The following is a 22,768-nucleotide window of genomic DNA, read 5'->3' on the forward strand; positions in this document are numbered from 1 at the left end:
AGTGCAGCAGGTATGCAAGATCCGGAACAGAAAAAAAGCAAAAAAACCATTATCCTTCCGGCCGTAACAACCGATAAGGGTAGTAGTAAAAGCAAGAAAAAAACAACGCACGGGTTATTAATTGACCTGAGCAAAAAACAGCAGGGCGCATTTAAAATTGCGGGATTACTGGTTGCCGAACTGAACGGCAGCCGTGATTACAAAACTTTTCCACTGGTAAACGAGATTTCACTGTTCGATTTTAAATCGATGCCGGTTGAATTGTACCGCATTATTTATGCTTTAACTGCCGACCAGATCAATGCACAAAAAAACTGGCTTACTGATCAGTACCGGGAAAAAATGCCGGAAGGCTTTACTGAAGAAGCCTATGTACAAAAAGGCATTCAAACCTATTTGTACAATATTTTTCAGCAGCTGCGCCCGTTTGCAGGTATTTTAAAATGGTATTACCAGGTTGCCGACGACTTACTCCCGAGCAACATGGTAATTAAGCCTGCAGCCATCAGTAACTTTTCACCGGCAGTGGCATTTGAACTGCTGCGCACATATAACGGTGTGTTACGGATGCAAACGCTTATCCGCATTAACAATCATCCTTTTCTCGCTACCGACTTTAAACGGTATGGCTTTTTACTGCAGAGTAAAAACGAATTCTTTATCCTCTCACTGAAAGACGCCCAGACAATGGACCACTTTCCCAACGGCTATATTGATGTGGCTGCCGGGAAAGAGAAAAGCTTTATAGCTGATACCATTACACCGCTGGCGCAACAGTATACAGTAAACCAGGATATACTGATGCAGGAAGAAACCATCGATGTTCTTCCGCAACCAAGGGTGTATTTCAGCGAACTCAACGGCAGTTTTCTAATGATCAGTATCCGCTGGCAATACGGTGAATTTGAAATTGAAGACAATGCAGATACCCGTACCACTATTGTCAGCAACCAAACCAGGTTTGCCATTCAACGGTACAGTGCCGTTGAAGAAGAAGCCCGTTCTTATATTCGCTCGCTGCATCCCAAATTCGCACAGCAACGGAATGATTATTTCTACCTGTCGTTTTCTGAAGCAGAAAAAAACCAATGGTTTGTAAAGTTTTACCGCAAACTGATTGACCGCAATATCCCTGTATACGGGATGAACCAGATGCAGCACTTCAGGTACAATACACACGTGCCTGTAATAAAAGTTGAACACAAAGGCAATGGCATCGATTGGTTTGACCTGTATGTGGAAATCAGCTATGGCGACCAGCAGATAGCCATAGCCGATCTGCAGAAGGCTTTGCTGAACCGGCAACCTTATTTGTTGCTGAAAGACGGAACACTGGGCATGATACCGGAAGAGTGGCAGCATAAGTTAGGGCTGCTGCTCAAAATCGGTCACCTGCAAAACAACAGCCAGCTGCGTTTGTCGAAGCTGCACTGGACACTTGCACAGGATTTACAGGATGGTGATAAACTGGTGCAACAGATTATTACGCCTGACTATATTTCAAAATGGGAGCAGCTGCAGCAAAATGGCCACAACCTGTTTAAAGTGCCCGCTACGCTCAACGCATCACTGCGCGACTACCAGAAAGCTGGTTTCGAATGGATGTGCCTGCTCGATGAAATGCAGTGGGGTGGCTGTCTTGCAGATGATATGGGTTTGGGTAAAACACTGCAAACCATTAGCTTTTTGCACTACCAGACAGAGAAATACCCGGCCGATACCCACCTGGTTATTTGCCCCACCTCGCTGATGTACAACTGGCAAACAGAGTTGCAGAAATTTTCTCCGCATTTGTCGTACCGCATTTACCATGGCCCTTCACGGTCGTTTAATGTTTCGGAGTTCGAAAACACGCAAATCATCATCACCAGCTACGGCACCGTACGCAGTGATCTTGAACAACTGGCTGCTTTTAAATTCGGATACATTGTATGCGATGAAAGCCAGATTATAAAAAACGCCGGCTCGCAGGTGGCCAAAGCCGTGTTGCAACTGCAATCGCGCAACCGCCTGGTGCTAAGCGGTACACCCATACAGAACAACACGTTTGATTTGTATACCCAAATGCACTTTATTAACCCCGGCCTGCTGGGCAATAAAGAATTTTTCCGGTCAGAATTTGCATTGCCTATCGATAAGTTTGGCGATAAAGAAGCGGCTGCCAAATTGCGTAAAATGATTTATCCTTTTATGCTGCGCAGGACCAAGGAACAGGTAGCCAAAGATCTGCCGCCCAAAACAGAAATTACCCTGTGGTGCGAAATGGAAGAAGAACAGCGCCAGGTATATGATGAATACAAAAATCATTACCGCAGCAGCCTGCTCGAACGTATTGAGAAAGAAGGTATCGGCTCCAGTTCGGTATACATCCTGGAAGGCCTCACCCGCCTGCGCCAGATATGCAATGCACCACAGCTGGTGAAAAATGCCACACACAGTGCTACCGAATCAGTTAAGCTGAAAGCGCTGATGGAAGAGATCAGGGAAAACATGGGCACGCACAAGGCACTGGTATTTTCACAGTTTACCGGCATGCTGCAGCTGATTGCAGACGAGATGACCAAAGAAGGCATTTCCTATTTTTATCTCGACGGTTCTACCAAAGCAGAAGAACGCCAGGTACTGGTGAATCGTTTTCAGCAGGAAGCAGATGTACAGGTGTTCCTGATTAGTTTAAAAGCAGGCGGCGTAGGCTTAACCCTAACCGCAGCTGATTATGTTTACCTCGTAGATCCCTGGTGGAACCCTGCGGCAGAGCAGCAAGCCATTGATCGTGCGCACAGAATTGGCCAGCAACAAAAAGTATTTGCTTATAAAATGATTTGCCGCGACAGCGTGGAAGAAAAAATACTGGCATTGCAGCAACGCAAAAAGGCATTGGCAGCCGATTTAATCAGTGAAGAATCGGGTTTTGTAAAATCACTCAGCACCGAAGACATTGCATTTTTATTCAGCTAATCATATTGCAACAACCAATACCGGGGCCGCTTTTCAGCGGCCCCTTTTTATTTAATTACCATAGGGCTTCATACCATTACAGTCACAATCGGGCCCGGGCTGCACACCCAGTTTTTTGGCACAGAACCGGTAAAAATTAACCCGGTTTTCCCTGTTGGCAATCACTTCTTTGTCTGTGGCATTGCATTCAATGCCGCCGTTAATGATATTAATGGTCATGCCAAAACCAGGCGTCCTGTTGGCAGCTTTGTCTTTTTCATCGGGCATCCATTTGCCGGTCATTACCTCATGGCACGAAGGTTTGGGCTTTTGTGCGCGCATCCAAAACCAGAGGGCTGTTTTAAAAGCTACGGTACCATTGGTTGCTGCCAGCTCTGGCTGCTGCAGCAAGGGCAGCTGCAGTTCATCACCAGCCAATCCATAGTTATACGCGTAGGTTATTTGCAACGGGCCGCGCCCGTGATACGATTTGCCTTCCACCGGTTTGTAAGCACTGGTACCGCCGGTATTGTATTGCGTGCAATGCCCGTCTTTACATGCCTGCTCTTCTGTAAACATCAACCCGTACAATAATCTTCCGCCCGGCGCCCCGGCCCAGCCCCCACCTGTTTCCTGGAAAGCATGTGCCAGGAAGGCTGCAAGCTCCTGTTTACGCACCGCCACAGTTCCTTCACCACAAAATGCCGGAAACGCATCGGCCGCACTTAACAGCGCTTCGTAGGTATACATGCGGTGATGATGCGGAAACAATTGTTCATATTGCTGTTTGGTTAACAGCTGCTGCACACCGTTTTTTGCTGCTGCAAAAAAAGGCATCAGCAAACACAAGAGCACAAGCTTTACTGTAACAACGGGCGCTTTTATCTGCATGTTTTACTGTTTATACAAAGTGCATACAATTTATACCATTCTTTGGAGATAAACCGGCGCTTAGAGAATAGTATGGGATATAACAAAAATACCCGGTGGTAAACCGGGTGTTTTACTGATGGTATTGTGCTGCAATATTATTGCCCTTCTTTATACTTTTTCTCTGCTTCCTGCGCTTTGGCAAAATCGAGCACTACGCCATTGATACAATAACGCAAGCCTGTTGGCGGGGGGCCATCTTCAAATACATGGCCCAGGTGCGATTTACAACGGCCACACATTACTTCTGTACGTTCCATGCCATAGCTGTTGTCTGGCGCGTAAATAATAGAACCTTTGCTAATGGGCTCATAAAAGCTGGGCCATCCGCAGCCGCTTTCAAATTTGGTATCACTTTTAAATAAAGCATTACCGCAAACGGCACAGTAGTAAGTACCTATCTCTTTCGAGTTTTCGTACTTGCTGGTGTAAGGGCGTTCTGTTCCTTTCTCTCTGGCAACGGTATATACTTCGGGCGACAGTATTTTTTTCCATTCATCATTACTCAACACTACCTTACTGCTGTCTGTCCGGGAGTACACCTCATTTTTCTTATTGTTTGTACTATCCATATGTCTTTGTTTATTGTTATTCTGGGCATAACAGCCTTGCAAAACGGCTGTCGCTAATAGTAACACCAGTAAAACTATATTGGTTTTCATATTAAAATTATATTGTTACAGAATTACATACGCAATACACATCCTTATGGTTTACAGGTAATAACGTAATAAAAGGTTAAACCTTACACTGAATATTCTTCAATGGAGGCAGAATTTTGTTAAATGATTTTAAACGCTTTAAACGTATATTTGTCACTCACACAAGGTTATTCGATAATGTTCAATATTATTTTATTTGGCCCTCCCGGTAGCGGAAAAGGTACACAAAGTGAAAAATTAATTGCAAAATACGGTCTTAAGCACCTAAGCACAGGCGATTTGCTGCGCAGCGAAATTGCAGCCTCCACGCCGCTCGGCCTGGAAGCCAAAAATTTCATGGACAAAGGGCAGCTGGTACCCGACGAGGTAGTAATTGGCATGATCAGTTCTGCACTGGAAGCCAACCCGCAGGCCCAGGGCTTTTTATTCGACGGTTTTCCACGCACCGAAGCGCAGGCTGAAGCACTGGACAAACTGCTGAAATTGAACCAAACCGAAATTCACGTGGTACTGGCACTCGATGTGAGCGATGAAGAACTGGTAAAACGCCTGCTGAACAGGGGTCTCACCAGCGGCCGCTCAGACGATGCAGACGAAAAAGTGATCCGCGCAAGAATTGCCGAATACAACCTGAAAACAGCTGCTGTTGCCGCTTATTACAAAAAGTTCGACAAAGTAGTGCATATCAAGGGTGAGGGTACACTGGACGAAATATTCCAGCTGCTGAGCAACGAAGTAAACGGCCGCATGGCTGAAAAAGTATAGTTTATAACCTGACAAATCAACATAGATCCCGCCCCTCACAAGGCGGGATTTTTTTATTTCCCTGTTTACCCGCTTGCTGTAAAATCGCCGCTTCCTGTACGTACACAACTTTTAATTCCTGCCTATTGTTTAAATTGTTTGTACAGCAATAGTTATCAACAATATGATGAAATTCCTGTTACCCGCACTGCTTGTTTTGTATTCCGGCAGTGCCTGCGCGCAGCAAAAGTTCGATGCACCTGAATACCATGATATTCTTTTCCTGAATTTTAAAGCCATTGGCGATACAGCCCACCAGCAATACAGTTTATTGAAAGGCAGCTACCGCCGCCTGATGCGCTCGCCCGAAGTTGGCCTGCACAATGTTTGTGAATTTTACATCCGCGACAGCACGGCCATACTCAGCCTGCGTGGCACCATCAATAAAACCGAGAGCTGGCTGGAAAATTTTTACGCAGCCATGGTTTGTGCCAACGGCAGTTTACAGCTGAACGATTCAACCCGGTTCAATTACCAGCTGGCGCGGGATTCAACCGCTTATGTGCATGTTGGCTGGCTGGTAGGTTTAGGCTTTTTATCGCCCTACATCCGCGAAGGCATGGATTCGCTTTTGCAGGCAGGCATACGGCACGTGGTTATCGCCGGTCATAGCCAGGGCGGTGCGCTTGCTTTTTTAACCACTTCTTACGTGTATTACCTGTACCATGAAAAATATCCCGATCTGCAGCTAACTACTTACGCCAGCGCACCACCCAAACCCGGCAATATGTATTACACGTACGACCTGGATTTTATCAGTCATGGCAATACATTCCGCGTGGTGAACACGGCAGACTGGGTGCCCGAAACGCCATTTTCCATTCAAACGCTGGACGATTACCGCCTGCCCAACCCGTTCTCAAACCCCAAGCCCACCATCCGCAAGCAGAAATTCCTGGTGCGGCTGGCGCTGAATCACATCTACAACAAAATGAAAAACGGCTCTGCTACGGCCATGAAACGCTACCGCAAATACCTGGGCAGTATGATTTACAAGCAGGTTAAAAAAGCACAACCCCAGTTGCAGGAACCCGAGTACCGCTACAGCGTAAACTACAGTACAGCCGGCGTTCCCATTATATTGCCGGCCGATAGTGCATACCACAAAAACTTCGTGTTCAACGGCAGGAATGTATTCATTCACCATGGATACAATGCCTATCAATACCTGCTGAAAGAGTATTTTCTTTCAAATGCTACCAATCGTTAGCTTTGTAAAAACAGCCATATGAAAATTGATAATTATGTTTTAGGCAGATGGATTCCCGGCGATGGTGAGGGGCAGGCATTGTATCATGCCGTAACAGGTAATACCATTGGCTTTGCCAGCACCAAAGGACTTGATTTCGGCGCTGTGCTGGATTACGGCAGAACAAAAGGCGGACAGGCTTTGCGTAAAATGACTTTCCCCGAACGCGGGCTGATGCTGCGCGCCCTGGCACTGCACCTGCGCGAACACCTTGATGAATTTTACAACATCAGCTACTGGTCGGGCGCAACCCGGGCAGACAGCTGGATAGATATAGAAGGCGGCATCGGCAACCTGTTTTCTTACGCTTCGCTGCGCCGCAAATTTCCCGACACACCTTATTGCCTGGATGGTGAAGCGCACCTGCTTGGCAAAGAAGGACAGTTTATGGGTCACCACCTGCTGGTGCCGCGCGAAGGAATAGCCATACACATCAATGCTTTCAATTTTCCTGTGTGGGGTATGCTCGAAAAAATTGCGGTAAACCTGCTGGCCGGTGTACCCGCGGTAGTAAAGCCTGCTACGGTAACATCTTATCTTACCGCAGCAGTAATGCAACGCATCGTATCGTCGGGCATTTTGCCGGAGGGCGCAGTACAGCTGCTTTGCGGTTCTGCAGGCGATTTGCTGAATCATGTGCAATCGCAGGACGTCATCACATTCACCGGGTCGGCCTCTACCGGGCGCCAGCTGAAAGCACACCCGCGTGTACTGGATGAAAGCGTGCCGTTTAACATGGAAGCCGATTCGCTCAACTGCATTGTGCTTGGCAACGATGTTACACCCAATATGCCTGAGTGGGATATTTTTATTAAAGAAGTGCGCCGCGAAATAACCGTGAAATGCGGGCAGAAGTGTACTGCCATCCGGCGCATTTTTGTGCCGCAGCATTTGCTGGAAGATGTGCAGATTGCCCTGGGCAAAGCCCTTGCACAAACCACTATCGGCAACCCGCTGAACGAAAAAGTACGCATGGGCTCGCTGGCAGGCATGGCCCAGCGCGAAGAGGTAAAGGCCCAGGTGCAGAAGCTGCTGGCCTCCTCGCAAATTGTATATGGTGCGCTGGACAGTGTTGAATTAATTGACGCAGATGCCAGCAAAGGTGCTTTTATAAGCCCGCTGCTGCTGCTGAACACCCAACCCCTTCACAGCCCGGCAGTACACGAAGTAGAAGCATTTGGCCCGGTGGCAACACTAATGCCTTACCACGATATGCAGGAAGCCATTACCTTATCGCGCATGGGCAAAGGCTCACTGGTAAGCTCTGTTGTAACAGCCTCAGATAACATTGCGCGCGATTACGTACTGGGCGCAGGTGCCTACCACGGCCGCATATTGGTGCTTAACCAAACATCGGCCAAAGAAAGCACCGGGCACGGTTCTCCCCTGCCGTTACTGGTACATGGCGGCCCCGGCCGCGCTGGCGGCGGTGAAGAAATGGGCGGGATACGCGGGGTAAAACATTATATGCAGCGCGTGGCTGTACAAGGCTCGCCTACAACCCTTACTGCCATTAGCCAGGTATACCAGCCGGGTGCGCAACAAACAGAACACCCGGTTCATCCTTTTCAACGTTACTTTGAAGACCTGCAGCCCGGCGATACGCTGGTAACCGGTAAACGTACCGTTACCGAAGCAGACATCAGCAATTTCGCCAACCTTAGCTGGGACCATTTTTATGCCCATATTGATCATACTTCGCTGGAAGGCACTTTGTTTGAAAAGCCTGTTGCACATGGTTACTTTATACTCAGTGCAGCAGCGGGCTTATTTGTAGATGGTAAAAAAGGGCCGGTACTGCTCAACTATGGTATTGATGAACTGCGTTTTACCAAACCTGTTTATGCAGGCACCACCATACAGGTACACTTAACCGTAAAAGAAAAAATAAACCAGCAGAAAAAAGTGCCGGAAGACATTGCCAAAGGCATTGTAAAATGGCAGGTTCAGGTAACAGATCAAACCGGTGAAACCGTTGCCATCGCAACCATTTTAACCATGGTTGCAAAAAAAGAAAACACCTGACCAATGGGTAACAACTGCTGGAACAAGCGTATGCCAGGTGCTGCCAAAACAATTTGTAACAAGGCTGATTTACAGGTGTTTTTAACAACCATCTTACCTGTTTCTGCTTTAACTTTATACACGACCTAATATTCTGTTTCATTCCTTTAACCTTATTAGCCATGACTGTGGACAGTACCAATAATACACAGACCGGATATGTTCGCTCAGAAATTCACAGCAACATCGCGACCATAGAATTTTTTCATCCGCAAAGCAATTCGCTGCCCGGAAAATTACTCAGCGAACTGGCCCATGCCATTACCAGTGCCGGCAACAATCCCAACGCTCATGTAATTGTGCTGCGCGCTGCCGGTGACGGCGCTTTTTGTGCAGGCGCATCGTTTCACGAGCTGGCAGCTGTTGAAACCGAACAGCAGGGCGCACAGTTTTTCAGCGGGTTTGCACATGTAATTAATGCCATGCGCAAATGCCCTAAGTTTATTATTGCACGCATACATGGCAAATGTGTGGGTGGCGGCGTTGGTATTGCTGCTGCAGCAGATTATGCCATTGCACTGGAAGGCGCTGAAATAAAACTCAGCGAATTATCCATCGGCATCGGCCCCTTTGTAATAGGGCCTGCTGTTGAACGCAAAATGGGCTTGTCTGCCTTCAGCCAGCTTGCCATTGATGCCAGCATGTGGCGCAACGGCGACTGGGCAAGACGCAAGGGCTTGTATGCAGAGCTGCACCCAACACTTGAAAGCATGGAAGAATCTATTTCACGCCTCAGCCACAACCTTTCGCACAGCAGCCCTGTTGCAATGGCCGAACTGAAAAAAAGCTGCTGGCACGATACGGATCATTGGGATCACCTGTTGCATGAGCGTGCAGTAGTAAGTGGCAAACTGGTGTTAAGCCAGTACGCCAAAGATGCCATCCATCAATTTAAACAAAAATAACAACGGTATATTCACTACTATTGCGCCAAACGCAATAGCTGCATGATCAACTGTTTCAGCGGCGATACACTTCCTGCACAGTGCGATAAGCTCGCCCGGCAGCATAAGGTGTTTGCCGGTATTATTAAGGCGTACGGCTATCCTCCTTTCTGGAGCCGTACGCCTTCTTTTGCTACCCTGGTGCACATTATTTTAGAGCAACAGGTATCCCTCGCCTCTGCCAAAGCTGCATTTTTAAAACTCCAGGAAAAAACGGGGCATATAACGCCGGCTGCATTACTGGCATTAACAGATGAGGAAATGCGTGCCTGTTACTTCAGCAGGCAAAAAACCGGGTATGCGCGTGCACTTGCCCAGGCGGTACTGAATAATAGCTTACAACTGGAAACATTGCCCTTATTAAATGATGAGGATGTACGCAAACAGCTCACAGCCATTAAAGGCATAGGCAACTGGACGGCCGATGTGTTTTTGATGATGACCCTGCACCGCACAGATTGTTTTCCCGGCGGAGATATTGCCTTACTGGCCAGCGTACGCGAAAACCTGTCCCTGCCTGCATCTGCCACAAAAGATGAAATTCTGTCTATCGCAACAGCATGGAGCCCGCTGCGCACAGTGGCAGCATTTATGTTATGGCATGCCTATATTGAAAAGAGAGGTATCAAAATTAATTAGGAAAGGAGATCGCAGCCGCTCCCTTAATACGGGGAACGGCTGTAGACCAGATCTCTTTTTTGCAGCAACGGCCTTAGGTAAATCACTGCTGCCTGCACAGCAAGCAGCAGGTTATTTACAAAACCGCTTATTTAAAACAGTAGGTTTAAAGGTCATCATACGTGTACAGGCTATCCATTTCTGCGCCTGGCTCCATTTCAAATACAGGGTTAATTACACCGTCTTTCAGGCCATATACCCAGCCATGCAGCTGCGGGCGCTGCTCGTGTTTCCATGCTTTTTGTATGATGGAAGTTTTGGCCAGGTGTATTACCTGCTCTTTTACATTCAGCTCCACCAGCCTGTCTGCACGTTTGCCCATATCAGGAATGGCATCCAGCTCGTCTTTATACAAACGGTATACGTCTTTGATATTGCGCAGCCACATATTCAGCACAGCGCCGAAATTGTGGTTGCTCATCGATGCTCTTACACCACCGCAGTTGTAGTGGCCGCAAACAATTACATGTTTTACCTTCAGGTGGTTTACTGCATAATCCAGTACGCTAAACATGTTCACATCGGTATGCACAACCAGGTTAGCCACATTGCGGTGTACAAATATTTCACCGGGCTGTGTGTTGGTAATCCTGTCTGCCGGCACACGGCTGTCGCTGCAGCCTATCCATAAAAATTCAGGCGTTTGAATTTCAGACAGGCGGTTAAAATAATCCGGGTCTTCATGTACCTTTTCCTGTGCCCATGCCTTGTTTTCCAATAATAACTTTTCGTAAGAGGTAAGTGACGATTTCATTAATCTTTGTTTTTTGTAACAGCCTTTCGGTTGTTGTGCTTGCCATAATGAGATTCCAATCATTCATTCGCTCAAAGCTTCACCGCTTACCAAAGTTACAAACAGATCGTGAAGTTACTATATTGCCACTGCCTGACCTGGCAATTTAATAAGCCGGTGCATGGGTTTTGCTTCACTTTTGCGCAGCTCAACCCGTATTTTTTTAAGGGGTGCATGTTGCATAAATTCGTTGATTACGTCAATGATATCTTTGTCGATAAAATCGGCACGCGATGCATCGATCATAATGTACGAATTCGCCGGTACTTCTTCCAGCTTGTTTTTAATGAGCGACTTGTTTAAAAAAGACACATCTTTCCGCAACCTGAACAGGAATTTATTTTCATCACGTACCACAAACACTGATGAGCGGAAGTTGCTGCGCAGCATAAAATACAAACCTACTACAATGCCAACCACAATGCCTTTCAGCAAATCGGTAAATAAAATGGCTGCAATGGTAACCACAAAAGGAATAATCTGGTCGATCCCTTTTTTATACAACGCAATAAATAACTGCGGCTTAGCCAGTTTATAGCCGGTTAAAATCAAAATGGCTGCCAGGGCTGCATTGGGTATCAGATTTAAAACGGGCGCAATAAAGAGCACACACAATAGCAACAATACACCATGACCAATTGTTGCCATTTTTGATTTTGCACCGGCATTTACATTAGCCGAGCTGCGAACAATAACCGAAGTAACAGGCAAACCGCCCAGCAATCCGCTGATCATATTGCCTGTTCCCTGCGCCAGCAATTCACGATTGGTAGGCGTAACCCTTTTGTAGGGGTCCAGCTTGTCAATGGCTTCAATACTCAGCAGGGTTTCAAGACTGGCCACAATGGCCAGTGTAACACCCGTGGTAATAACATGCGCGTTGCTGAACAGTGATGCAAAATCGGGCATGGTAAAAAAGCCCAGGAAATCAGACGGCTTTTCTGCTACCGGCAAATGCACCAGGTGTTTGTCGCCGACTACAAGTTGTGGTGCGGCATTCATAAACAGCATATTCATTAAAATACCTGCGGCTACCACAATCAGCGGTGCAGGTACCAGTTTCAATACGCGGTTGTGTTTAAACAGTTTTGTTTCCCACAACAGGATAATGCCTACAGATACCAGCCCTATGATTACTGCACCGGGTGTAAGCGCGCGCAGCGCATGGGTAATGCCGCTGAAGGTGTTTTCCGATGCATTGCTGAAGCTTTCGTCGCCGATATAATCTTTGTCGTACCCCACCAGGTGAGGTATCTCTTTTAAAATCAGTATCAGGCCAATGGCAGCCAGCATTCCTTTAATAACGGCATTGGGAATAAAATCGCCAATGATACCGGCTTTTAACAGTCCCAGTACAATTTGCAGCGCGCCGGCAATTACTACAGCTACCAGGAACGACTGGTAGGGCATCTGCAGTAATGCCGCGGCTACAATGGCCGTAAGGCCAGCTGCAGGCCCGGCTACACTCAATTGCGATTTGCTGAGCAAACCAATCGAAATACCACCCACCATCCCGGCGATGATACCCGAAAACAATGGTGCACCGGAAGCCTGAGCCACGCCCAAACACAATGGTAATGCTACCAGGAACACAACTATAGATGCGGGTATGTCGTACCCCGCATTAGAGAAAAACTTTTTCATTCGATTACAGGTTGAACGGTTACAACACGTGCATGCCGCAGCATGTACAGTTGTTTGCCGTAATAAGGTAAAATTGATGATTGCAGTAGTAATGGCAGCCTGTGCATCGATGCCATTCAGTTAATATCCCGCGCGCAAATACCTGTAAAAGTGCGCAGAATGCCTTAACCCAATAACATTGGCGGGTAATTACTGCCGGTAAAATAGCATTTGATCAGAGGGCTGTTTAAGCCATATTAGGTGGCGGACAATGAATGTCGCCTGCGTGTGCAGCGGGAAGTTCTGTATCGAAATGAATGAATTGGCGTTTGTGATAGCCGCTGATGCTCTCTATGGTATAGCCTGGCACCAGGAAGCTGTCGTTACCGAAGGGATCAGATTTTGCGAAGTCCTTGCCAATATCATGCGGCAACTCTTCTGTCATTTGGCTGCTGCTCAAAATTCTGCCTATCTGCCGTACAGGCAGCATCTGCGTGGTAAGCACCAGCAGACAGAATAGTGTGAGAATTTGTTTCAGCTTCATGTTTAACAAAAATAACAATCACAACTATAATATACAAAACATGTGGCAGGTTTAACAAAAACATGACGTGGCTTTAATTTGAGGTAAGTGCCTGCACAAGAACAGCCGGTTTCAATGAACCGGCTGTTATAAAAATCATATTGCTGAATTAAGCTATATTAAATATTCAACCCGCCGCATACGCTCAGTACCTGGCCGGTAATATAGGAGCTCATGCCAGAGGCCAGGAACAGCGTGGCATCTGCAATCTCTTCACCCTTGCCAAAACGGCCGAGCGGTATTTTTTTCAGGAACTCTTCTGCGCCTGCACCTTCTTTGAGGTAATGCGTCATATCGGTTTCAACAAAACCGGGAGCAATGGCATTGCAACGCACATTGCGGCTGCCCAGCTCCAGCGCTACCGATTTGGTAAAGCCGATGATGCCTGCTTTGGAAGCTGCATAGCTTGCCTGGCCTGCATTACCGCGTACCCCTACAATAGAGCTCATGTTAATGATGCTGCCTGCTTTGGCTTTCATCATGGGACGGATTACCTGTTTGGTCATGTTGTACACGCTTTTCAGGTTTACGTCAATTACTTCATCCCATTGCTCGGGCGACAGGCGCAGCAACAGGTTATCTTTACTGATGCCTGCGTTGTTTACGCATACATCAACCGTTCCAAACTCTTTTACCACATCGCTTACAAATGCTTCACAGGCTGCAAAATCAGCTGCATTGCTTTGATAAGCTTTGGCTTTAACACCCAGGCCGGCGAGTTTTGTTTCCAGCGCAGCGGCCTTGTCGGCACTGCTGCTGCTTACAAATGTAAACGCTACATTGGCGCCATGCTCAGCCAGTTTAAGGGCAATGGCTTCACCAATTCCGCGTGCGGCACCGGTTACAATGCATACTTTACCATCAAGTAATTTCATGTACAACAGATTTTTTATTTGGTTAAACCCCGTTCAGCGGGGCAGGGTATACCATTTTCAGATGCGGCAAATGTAGTGCTAAAGGCTTGCATGTAGCAACGCAACCGGTAAAACTTAACAGGAGAAAATGGATGAACAATACAAACGGCTGTTCAAAAAGCCCGGCATCAATGCTGCGGCTTAAGCATGGCCAGTATTTCTTCTACATACAGCCTGTTGTTGCTAAGGCGGGGAACCTTGTGCTGGCCACCCAGCTTGCCTTTCGTCTTCAGCCATTCTTTAAACACACCCTTGTCGAGGCTGTGAATTACCGGCAATCCCAGGGCTATATCTTTATGCCGTTTGGCTTCGTAATCGCTGTTCACAGCTTTCAGTGCATTGTCGAGCGCTACGGTAAAGCGTTGCATATCTGCAGGCGGATGTTCAAATTCAATTAACCATTCATGTGCGCCGTTGGCATTGTCGCTGAAGTATACCGGTGCAGCTGTATAATCGTTTACCACAGCGCCTGTTTCGCGTGAAGCAACAGCAATAGCCTGGTCTGAATTGTCTACAATCACCTCTTCACCAAACGCATTGATAAAATGTTTTACCCTGCCGCTCACTTTTATACGAAAAGGGAACAGGCTGGTAAACTGCACCGTATCGCCCAGCAGGTAACGCCACAGGCCGCCGTTGGTACTTATTACCAAAGCGTATTGCTTATTGAGTTCCACATCGCTGAGGCCAATGGTTTGCGGGTTCTTTTTACCGTATTCTTCCAGGGGCATGAATTCGTAAAAAATGCCGTGTGATAAAAACAGCAGCATGCCGTCTTCATCCGGGTCGTCCTGCGCGGCGAAAAAGCCTTCGCTGGCATTGTACATTTCAAGGTAGTTAACACCCGGCCCGATAAGCTTATGAAACTGTTCTCGGTACGGCACAAACGACACACCGCCATGTATGTACAGTTCCAGGTTGGGCCATACTTCCTTTAAAGTGGCCTTGCCCGATATTTCAAGAATGCGCTTAACCAGCACCATCGTCCAGGTGGGTACGCCTGAAATAGAGGTCACGTTTTCGTAAATGGTGCTTTGCGCGAGTTGTTCGATTTTGGATTCCCATTCATCCATCAGGGCGATAGACAGTTCGGGCGTTCTTAACCACTGGCCGTAAAAAGGTGCATTCTGCAGCAGCACAGCACTCAGGTCGCCGCAATGCACATCTTCATTGAGTTTGCTCACCTGGTGGCTGCCGCCTATTACCAGGCCTTTGCCGGTTAGCAGGTCGCTCTCGCGGTTATAATTGTAGTAAAGGGTAAGCACATCACGCGCACCCTGGTAGTGGTTATTTTCCAGGCTTTCGTCGCTGATGGGTATAAACTTGCTTTTGTCGCTGGTGGTGCCGCTGCTTTTGGCAAACCAAGCTACCGGCGTGTTCCAGAGCAGGTTTTGTTCGCCGTTAATGGTGCGTTCTATATAAGGCTTGAGATCGTTGTAGTCCTGTATGGGTACAGTTTGTTTGAAAGTGCGGATGTTGAACAGCTCATTAAACCCGTACAACCGGCCAAATTCAGTATACTGGCCGTGGGTAACCAGGTCTTGCAGTACTTCGCGCTGTGCGGCTACAGGATCATTTTTCCATTGTTCAATTTTCCAGTAGCGCAGGCGAGCCAATCGTGATATTGCGGGGCTAAGTAGTTTCATGCCGTCTTCCGGCAAAATAACAAATGCAGGGCAAAATGTTTTAAATACTTTGTAAAATTACTGTAGTGATAATTTGCCCCTGCAAACCGCAACCACGCCTGTTTTACACCGAAGGCTGGTTTTCCTGTTCCTCGCGCTGCAGGCTCTTGTTGCGCTCCATATCAATAATCCAGTCTTTACGGCGCAGCTCAAAGTTGGTGCCCAGGTAAAGGCGGCGCACCTGTTCATTTTCAGCCAGTTGTTCGGCTGTTCCGTGCTGGAATATTTTACCCTCGATCAGCAGGTAGGCCCTGTCACAAATAGAGAGCGTTTCGTTTACGTTGTGATCGGTAATTAATATACCGATATTTTTATATTTGAGCCTGGCAACTACGGTCTGAATATCTTCCACGGCAATAGGGTCAACACCTGCAAAAGGCTCATCCAGCAAAATAAACTTGGGATCCACCGCCAGCGCGCGGGCAATTTCAGTACGCCTGCGTTCACCGCCGCTCAGGCTGTCGCCATTGTTTTTGCGCACATGGTGCAGGTTAAACTCATCGAGCAGTGATTCCAGCTTTTTTTTACGTTCGCCGCGGGTAAGATTCGTCATTTCAAGCACTGCAAGTATATTATCCTCTACGCTCAGCTTACGGAAAACCGAGGCTTCCTGCGGCAGGTAACCAATGCCCATTTGCGCCCTTTTGTACATGGGCAGCTTTGTTATTTCCACATCGTTCAGAAAAACCTGGCCTTCATCGGGCTTAATCAGTCCTACCACCATGTAAAACGTAGTGGTTTTACCGGCACCGTTAGGGCCCAGCAATCCTACAATTTCACCTTGTTTTACTTCTACCGAAACATGGTTTACCACGGTACGGCTGCGGTAGGTTTTTACCAGGCTTTGCGTATGTATCATTAAACTCAATGGAAACGTTTTGGGCAAAAATAGCCTTTGTATAATAATCGGCAGGTATCAAATTCTGAATTAACAGTTGTTTTTAGTACAGGCCCTGTATTGTATATTGCACCAATTTCTTACAAAAGGGCATCACAGCTATTGCATAGTAACTTGTTCTGCTCTGGCCAAAAAGCACAAATATTCCACCATGAAAGTGACGGATCACATTCAACAGGCAAAAGATACCCTTATTTCCTTTGAAGTACTGCCTCCTTTAAAAGGTAAAAGCATCAGTTCCATATACGATCACCTTGACCCGCTGATGGAATTTAAGCCATCGTGGATCAATGTTACCTATCACCGCAGCGAAACCATGTTTAAAAAGAAAACCGACGGCACTTTTGAAAAGATTGACGTGCGTAAGCGCCCGGGTACGGTTGGTATTTGCGCGGCCATCATGAACCATTACCAGGTAGATGCCGTACCGCATATTATTTGCGGCGGTTTTACCAAACGGGACACTGAAGACGCCCTGATAGACCTGAACTTTCTTGGCATTGACAACGTGCTGGTGCTGCGTGGCGACGCGGCTAAAAACGAAGCCGCCTTTGAGCCTGAACCAGGCGGCAACAGTTATGCCATTGACCTGCTGAAACAGGTATCGCGCCTAAACCACGGCCTTTACCTGGATGAAGATATACAGGGCGGCGGTAAAACCAACTTCTGTATTGGCGTAGCCGGCTATCCCGAAAAACATTTCGAGGCACCCAACCCCGAGATAGACATGAATCGCCTGAAAGAAAAAGTAGAGGCAGGTGCAGAATATATTATGACGCAGATGTTCTTCGACAACAGCAAGTATTTTGCTTTTGTAGATGCCTGCCGCAAAAACGGTATCAATGTGCCTATTATACCGGGCTTAAAACCCATTACCAACAAGAAACAGCTGTCTGTACTGCCCAGGATTTTCCATGTTGATTTGCCAACAGAACTGTCTAACGCCATCATGAAATGCAAAACCGATGCAGAATGTGAGCAGATAGGCACAGAATGGCTGATTCAGCAAAGCCGCGAATTAAAAAAACAAGGCGTACCTGTACTGCATTATTATACACTGGGCAAACCAAAAGTAATTCACAACGTGGTGAAAGAACTGGTGTAACCATTTTATACATGAAAAAGGCACGAGGTATATACTTCGTGCCTTTTTATTTACCCGGATAACCCGTTCCTATTTTTTTGCATTGCCTGCTCCGCTGGCTTTCTGCGCTTTTATTTTTGCCTGCATCACCTGGTCAAACTGTTCAAGCGTAAGCTTTTTACCAATGATATTTTTGTTGGCATCGAGCAGGTACATGGTAGGCGTTTGAAACACATCGTACAACTGCCTGAAATTGGCCCTGCCCGCTTTATTGTCGGCCTCGTGTGCAGCTTTGGGCTGGTATACATGCACCCATCCGTTTAAATGGTTGTCTTGTATAAACTTTTTCCACGCGGGTGATACATCGTCTTTGTCTTCCACATTCACCGCGTATATTTTTACGCCCATTTTTTTCCATTTCGCTTCGTACATCGAATCCACTTCAGGCACCTGCACCTTACAATGGCTGCAGGTGGGGTCCCAGAACACAACAAAGGTAAAAGGTGCCTTTACATTGTACAGCGGTGTTACTTTATTGGATGAATCTTTCAGGTCAAGTACAGGCGCCGGTTCATCAATCTGGTTGGCCATCATGCTGTAGGCGCGGTTAAAAATAAACTCGCGCTGTTTCGGGTTAAGCCAGGTGGTATCCCCTTTTGAAAAATACTGGTTAAACAAAAAGATAAACACCTTATCCTGCCCCATTATTTCGGGGTTAATGTACTTATCGGTAAACCTGCCCAGCCAGTAACGGTGAATGTCATCGTTGGCACGCGAAGAGAGCAGCAGGTAATTTACCTCCTGTATCAGTGTATCGGGATGCGGTACTACATAATATTTAAAATATTCTTCCACCTTGGGATCGAGGAAGGGGGTATGCAGCAAACGTTCGTCATTAAAGTCGATGCCATCAAAGTAATGGTCGTGCACATAGTGCAGCGGGTATAGCGAATCTTTGGTACCGTTAGGCAGGGTGGGTACCGGCGGCGCTTCAGGCCTTTTCATGGCCTGGAAAAATACGGCCATCATGCTTTCGGGCCTGGTTGCAATAACCTGGTCCCGGTAATCATTCAGCTCCTTCCCGCTTTTTTGCAGTTCGGCGCGTATAGCGGCAAAATCGGCGGCAGTTTTTGCTGATTTGAGATTGCCCTGCAACTCATTGATATGTGGCATTTTCTGGGCAAGGAATGCAGAATAGGCCTGGAAAAGGTCATTATCCGGTGAGCCGGTTACCACCGCTTTATCTGGCTGAAGGGTATCGGCCTTGATAGAAAAATGCTGCTGCTCATCCACCAGGAAATCGAATAAAATGGCCTTGCGGGGTGAAACCAGGAAATAAATACCACCCGGCAGTTTCTTTTTTCCTTTAAAAACGGCGTTGCTGTTACCGTCTACCCAGGCCGAATCGACCAGGTTTTTGAATTTGCCAAAATAACAGCCCATGTATAACCAGCAATTTTTTAAGGGGGTAATGGTTGCCGGAATACTGTAACCATTGGCGGCTGTTGCAGTTGTTTTAGCGGAACCTGCCGCTGCCTTACTTTTTGACTGTTGAGCACTGGCCGAAACTACAAGCAGGCAAAAAGCGGGTAAAACCCATAGTCGCTTCATGATATCAGATTGATTGAGCCGTAAATTTATTTAAAATGCTGTATCATTTATCTGCAACACTACCTTTGCAGCGTGAGAAAGTATAAAAAACCGGTAGTATTACAGAACGTTTTAGTAGAAGATTATGCCGCAGAAGGCAAATCGCTTGCCCGTGTAGATGGAAAAGTGATTTTTATTGAAAATGCCGTTCCGGGCGATGTGGTTGACCTCCAGCTGTCAAAAAATAAAAAAGACTGGGCTGAGGGCTGGCCTTTACAGGTAAAAAGTTATTCGGCAGACAGAGTGCAACCTTTTTGCGCGCATTTTGGCGTGTGCGGCGGCTGCCAGTGGCAAATGCTGCCTTACGAGAAACAGCTGGTATACAAGCAAAAACAGGTGTACGATAACCTGCACCGCATAGGCAAGGTAAGCCTGCCCGAAATGATGCCTATTGCCGGTTGCGAAGAAACACGCTACTACCGCAACAAACTCGAATACACGTTTTCTACCAAACGTTTTGTTTCGAAAGAAGACTATAAAAAGTTCAAGGAGAAACAGGAGGCCGATGCACTGGCCGGGCTGCCGCCGCAGGAAAAAACCGAAACCAGCGATTATGCCGCAGGTTTTCATGCAAAAGGCATGTTCGACAAGGTGGTGGAAATTAACACCTGCCATTTACAGCACGAACCTACCAACCACATACGCAAGGCCATTGCCGCTTATGCGCTTGAGCATGGTCACAGCTTTTACGACATCCGCCAGCACCAGGGCTGGCTGCGCACCATGCAGGTACGCCTGGCAACCACCGGTGAGCTGATGGTAAATATTGTTTTTGGCTACGAAGCCCCCGATGAACGCAAAGCCCTGCTTGATTATGTGCTGCAGCGTTTCCCGGAAATAACCACACTGCTGTATACAATTAATACCAAGAAAAACGATAGCCTGTTTGACCTGTCGCCACAGGTATACCATGGCAAGGGATATATCATTGAAAAGCTGGAAGATTTCAGTTTTAAAATCAGTCCCAAATCGTTTTTCCAGACCAATACCAGGCAGGCTGAAAAATTATACCAGATTACGCGTGAGTTTGCAGCGTTAGATGGTACCCAAACGGTCTATGATTTATACTGCGGTACCGGGAGCATCGGTATTTTCACCAGCAGGCTGGCCAAACGTATTGTGGGGGTTGAAGTAGTGGCAGAGGCCATTGCCGACGCAAAAGAAAATGCAGCCCTCAACAACCTGCCGCACACTGCATTTTTTGCAGGTGATGTGGTAGATATATGTGACGACGCCTTTTTTGCGCAGCACGGCAAGCCCGATGTGATCATTACCGATCCGCCGCGCGCAGGCATGCACGAAAAACTGGTAAACAAATTACTGGAAATAGCTGCACCCCTGATTGTGTATGTAAGCTGTAATCCCGCAACACAGGCAAGAGACCTGGCATTGCTGGGAGAAAAATATTCGGTAGAAAAAATTCAGCCGGTAGACATGTTCCCGCATACACACCATATCGAGAATGTGGTGCAGCTGAAACTTAAACCATAGCGCTCAAAGAAAGAACCGTATGACAGATTTCAGGCCAGGAGGTTTTCAGATGTTACCGCCGGTAATCAAAAACATCCTTATTATAAATGTAATGGTGTTTGCAATACAGTGGTTTACTGTAAGGCAGGGCAACCCGGTAATGAGCAACTTGTTTGCCCTCCACACTTACCAGAGCCCTTTGTTTAAGCCCTGGCAGTTTATTTCCTACATGTTTTTGCATGACACCTCCAGTATATGGCATCTTGCTTTTAATATGCTGGCACTTTGGGTATTTGGTGCCACCCTGGAAGACATGTGGGGGCCACGCCGGTTTGCGCTGTTTTACCTGGCTTGTGGCCTGGGCGCCGCATTCTGCCACATGTTGGTGTTATATTTTGAAAACAATATAATGATCAATGAATTTAATATACTTCAATCGGCCAATGGCGATATGAACCAGTATTATTATTTCATGAAACACTATGGCGTAACAGAATCGCCCGGGGAATCGCTCGCAATCAGGCTCAATACGCCAACCATTGGCGCATCAGGTGCGGTATTTGGTTGTTTGGCGGCTTTCGGCTACCTGTTCCCCAACCGCTACCTGATGGTTTACTTTTTTATCCCGTTAAAAGTAAAATGGCTGGTGCTGATCTATATTGGCAGTGAACTGCTGGCTACAGCGCGGGCAAGCGCAGGCGACAACGTGGCGCACATCGCACACCTGGGTGGCGCATTGGTTGGCTTTCTTTTGGTGTATTACTGGAACAAAACCAACCGTCGCACGTTTTACTAAATAATTGGCACTGGATTCGCGTAGTGTAATATAATCACGTTTTTGATCAAACTATTTTGTTATGGGCGTAATGGAACAGGGCAAACGCAATCGCATGCTTTTGGGGCATGATCACAATTCACTCACCTGGCTTATCATCATTAATGCAGTTGTGTTTGTGCTGCTCAAATTTATTGCCGTAGCCTACGCCGTTTCAGGCAGCGCAAGTGCTGCTGCCGACTTTCAAACCGAGGTGGTAAGCTGGTTTGTAATGCCCGCCGATATACATAAGCTCGGCGTAAGACCCTGGACCATCCTCACACAAATGTTCACCCATACCGATGTGCCTTACCTGGTAGGCAGCCTGCTGTGGCTGTGGTGTTTCGGTTATATTATGCAGGATTTAACGGGTAACCGCAAACTGATACCCGTATACATTTACGGCGGCTTGGCCGGGGCCCTGTTTTTTGAACTAACTATGTATGCAGTGCCTGCCTTGCGCAGCCACATACCAACTGCCGCTTACTACAACGCAGGCGCACCGGTAATGGCCATTGCTGTTGCCGTTACAGTGCTATCGCCCCGCTACCGTATATTTCCCATGATACAGGGCGGCTTGCCCCTGTGGATACTGACCCTTATTTTTGTAGCCATTGATGCAACCTTTGCAGGTACCAACCTGGCTGTGGCTATTGCACATCTTGCAGCTGCAGGCATCGGCTACCTGTTTGTTAACCGCCTGCGCCACGGGCAGGATTTGGGCAAATGGATGGATGACCTGTTAACCTGGACAGACAACCTGTTTAACCCTGAGAAAAAACACCAGCCGCGCTCCTCCCACCAAACACATTTTTACAAGGCCACGCGCCAGCCCTTCCATAAAACATCCAATATTACCCAACAGCGTATTGATGAAATACTCGATAAGATAAACCAGGAAGGCTACCATTTTTTAACAGAAGAAGAAAAGGAATTCCTGAAACGCGCCAGCGAACAAAAGGATATTTAAAAACCCGCCCCTCCAA

19 protein-coding genes are annotated in these 22,768 nt (G+C 47.2%); 10 read left to right on the forward strand and 9 right to left on the reverse strand.

The genetic code is table 11. The annotated features are described in order from the left end of the window. The first annotated feature begins 12 nt into the window (after positions 1-12). Positions 13-2,958, forward strand: a complete 2,946-nt coding sequence (locus tag DXN05_RS04335; protein WP_116845962.1) for a DEAD/DEAH box helicase — start codon at positions 13-15, stop codon at positions 2,956-2,958. A 51-nt stretch (positions 2,959-3,009) separates the two neighbouring features. On the opposite strand, the gene DXN05_RS04340 is transcribed toward DXN05_RS04335, so the two are convergent. Further along, positions 3,010-3,828, reverse strand: a complete 819-nt coding sequence (locus tag DXN05_RS04340) for a chitinase (protein WP_116845963.1) — start codon at positions 3,826-3,828, stop codon at positions 3,010-3,012. Positions 3,829-3,965: 137 nt separating this feature from the next. Continuing rightward, complete coding sequence (gene msrB, locus DXN05_RS04345; RefSeq protein ID WP_245975117.1) at positions 3,966-4,439, reverse strand: peptide-methionine (R)-S-oxide reductase MsrB; 474 nt, start codon at positions 4,437-4,439, stop codon at positions 3,966-3,968. 240 nt (positions 4,440-4,679) lie between these two features. Here msrB and DXN05_RS04350 point away from each other — a divergent pair, with 240 nt between their 5' ends. The 5 genes from DXN05_RS04350 (at position 4,680) to DXN05_RS04370 (ending at position 10,229) form a co-directional block, all read left to right on the forward strand. Beyond that, the gene (locus DXN05_RS04350) at positions 4,680-5,294 is read left to right on the forward strand and encodes an adenylate kinase (RefSeq protein WP_245975118.1); all 615 of its coding nucleotides are present in this window, start codon (positions 4,680-4,682) and stop codon (positions 5,292-5,294) included. A 163-nt stretch (positions 5,295-5,457) separates the two neighbouring features. Next, the gene (locus DXN05_RS04355) at positions 5,458-6,543 is read left to right on the forward strand and encodes a lipase family protein (protein ID WP_116845966.1); all 1,086 of its coding nucleotides are present in this window, start codon (positions 5,458-5,460) and stop codon (positions 6,541-6,543) included. An 18-nt stretch (positions 6,544-6,561) separates the two neighbouring features. Further along, positions 6,562-8,607, forward strand: a complete 2,046-nt coding sequence (paaZ, locus tag DXN05_RS04360; protein ID WP_116845967.1) for a phenylacetic acid degradation bifunctional protein PaaZ — start codon at positions 6,562-6,564, stop codon at positions 8,605-8,607. Positions 8,608-8,768: 161 nt separating this feature from the next. Then, positions 8,769-9,551 (forward strand): enoyl-CoA hydratase/isomerase family protein, encoded by a 783-nt coding sequence (locus DXN05_RS04365; RefSeq protein WP_116845968.1) that lies wholly within the window; start codon positions 8,769-8,771, stop codon positions 9,549-9,551. Positions 9,552-9,593: 42 nt separating this feature from the next. Next, the gene (locus DXN05_RS04370; RefSeq protein WP_116845969.1) at positions 9,594-10,229 is read left to right on the forward strand and encodes a DNA-3-methyladenine glycosylase family protein; all 636 of its coding nucleotides are present in this window, start codon (positions 9,594-9,596) and stop codon (positions 10,227-10,229) included. A gap of 145 nt (positions 10,230-10,374) precedes the next feature. On the opposite strand, the gene DXN05_RS04375 is transcribed toward DXN05_RS04370, so the two are convergent. The 6 genes from DXN05_RS04375 to lptB form a co-directional block, all read right to left on the reverse strand. Continuing rightward, positions 10,375-11,022, reverse strand: a complete 648-nt coding sequence (locus DXN05_RS04375; protein ID WP_116845970.1) for a carbonic anhydrase — start codon at positions 11,020-11,022, stop codon at positions 10,375-10,377. A 117-nt stretch (positions 11,023-11,139) separates the two neighbouring features. Next, positions 11,140-12,705 (reverse strand): SulP family inorganic anion transporter, encoded by a 1,566-nt coding sequence (locus tag DXN05_RS04380; protein ID WP_116845971.1) that lies wholly within the window; start codon positions 12,703-12,705, stop codon positions 11,140-11,142. Between the two features lie 226 nt (positions 12,706-12,931). Further along, the gene (locus tag DXN05_RS04385) at positions 12,932-13,228 is read right to left on the reverse strand and encodes a hypothetical protein (protein ID WP_116845972.1); all 297 of its coding nucleotides are present in this window, start codon (positions 13,226-13,228) and stop codon (positions 12,932-12,934) included. Positions 13,229-13,386: 158 nt separating this feature from the next. Then, positions 13,387-14,142: a 3-oxoacyl-[acyl-carrier-protein] reductase gene (fabG, locus tag DXN05_RS04390; protein WP_116845973.1), complete on the reverse strand. Its 756-nt coding sequence runs from the start codon at positions 14,140-14,142 to the stop codon at positions 13,387-13,389. A gap of 167 nt (positions 14,143-14,309) precedes the next feature. Beyond that, positions 14,310-15,827, reverse strand: a complete 1,518-nt coding sequence (locus DXN05_RS04395; RefSeq protein ID WP_116846389.1) for a GH3 auxin-responsive promoter family protein — start codon at positions 15,825-15,827, stop codon at positions 14,310-14,312. 103 nt (positions 15,828-15,930) lie between these two features. Continuing rightward, positions 15,931-16,725 (reverse strand): LPS export ABC transporter ATP-binding protein, encoded by a 795-nt coding sequence (gene lptB / locus DXN05_RS04400; RefSeq protein WP_116845974.1) that lies wholly within the window; start codon positions 16,723-16,725, stop codon positions 15,931-15,933. 190 nt (positions 16,726-16,915) lie between these two features. On the opposite strand from lptB, the gene DXN05_RS04405 reads away from it, so the two are divergent. Further along, the gene (locus DXN05_RS04405; RefSeq protein WP_116845975.1) at positions 16,916-17,869 is read left to right on the forward strand and encodes a methylenetetrahydrofolate reductase; all 954 of its coding nucleotides are present in this window, start codon (positions 16,916-16,918) and stop codon (positions 17,867-17,869) included. Positions 17,870-17,938: 69 nt separating this feature from the next. Here DXN05_RS04405 and DXN05_RS04410 read toward each other — a convergent pair whose 3' ends face one another. Then, complete coding sequence (locus tag DXN05_RS04410; RefSeq protein WP_116845976.1) at positions 17,939-19,459, reverse strand: TlpA family protein disulfide reductase; 1,521 nt, start codon at positions 19,457-19,459, stop codon at positions 17,939-17,941. Positions 19,460-19,531: 72 nt separating this feature from the next. Between DXN05_RS04410 and rlmD the strand changes: the two genes are divergently transcribed. The 3 genes from rlmD to DXN05_RS04425 all read left to right on the forward strand — a co-directional run bounded on the left by rlmD (position 19,532) and on the right by DXN05_RS04425 (position 22,752). After that, on the forward strand, positions 19,532-20,989 hold the full coding sequence (gene rlmD, locus DXN05_RS04415; RefSeq protein ID WP_116845977.1) for a 23S rRNA (uracil(1939)-C(5))-methyltransferase RlmD: 1,458 nt from the start codon (positions 19,532-19,534) through the stop codon (positions 20,987-20,989). 91 nt (positions 20,990-21,080) lie between these two features. Continuing rightward, the gene (locus DXN05_RS04420) at positions 21,081-21,764 is read left to right on the forward strand and encodes a rhomboid family intramembrane serine protease (protein ID WP_158559123.1); all 684 of its coding nucleotides are present in this window, start codon (positions 21,081-21,083) and stop codon (positions 21,762-21,764) included. Positions 21,765-21,825: 61 nt separating this feature from the next. Beyond that, positions 21,826-22,752 (forward strand): rhomboid family intramembrane serine protease, encoded by a 927-nt coding sequence (locus DXN05_RS04425; RefSeq protein WP_116845979.1) that lies wholly within the window; start codon positions 21,826-21,828, stop codon positions 22,750-22,752. Positions 22,753-22,768 lie beyond the last annotated feature (16 nt).

Source organism: Deminuibacter soli (assembly GCF_003412455.1).
Taxonomy (GTDB): Bacteria; Bacteroidota; Bacteroidia; order Chitinophagales; family Chitinophagaceae; genus Deminuibacter; species Deminuibacter soli.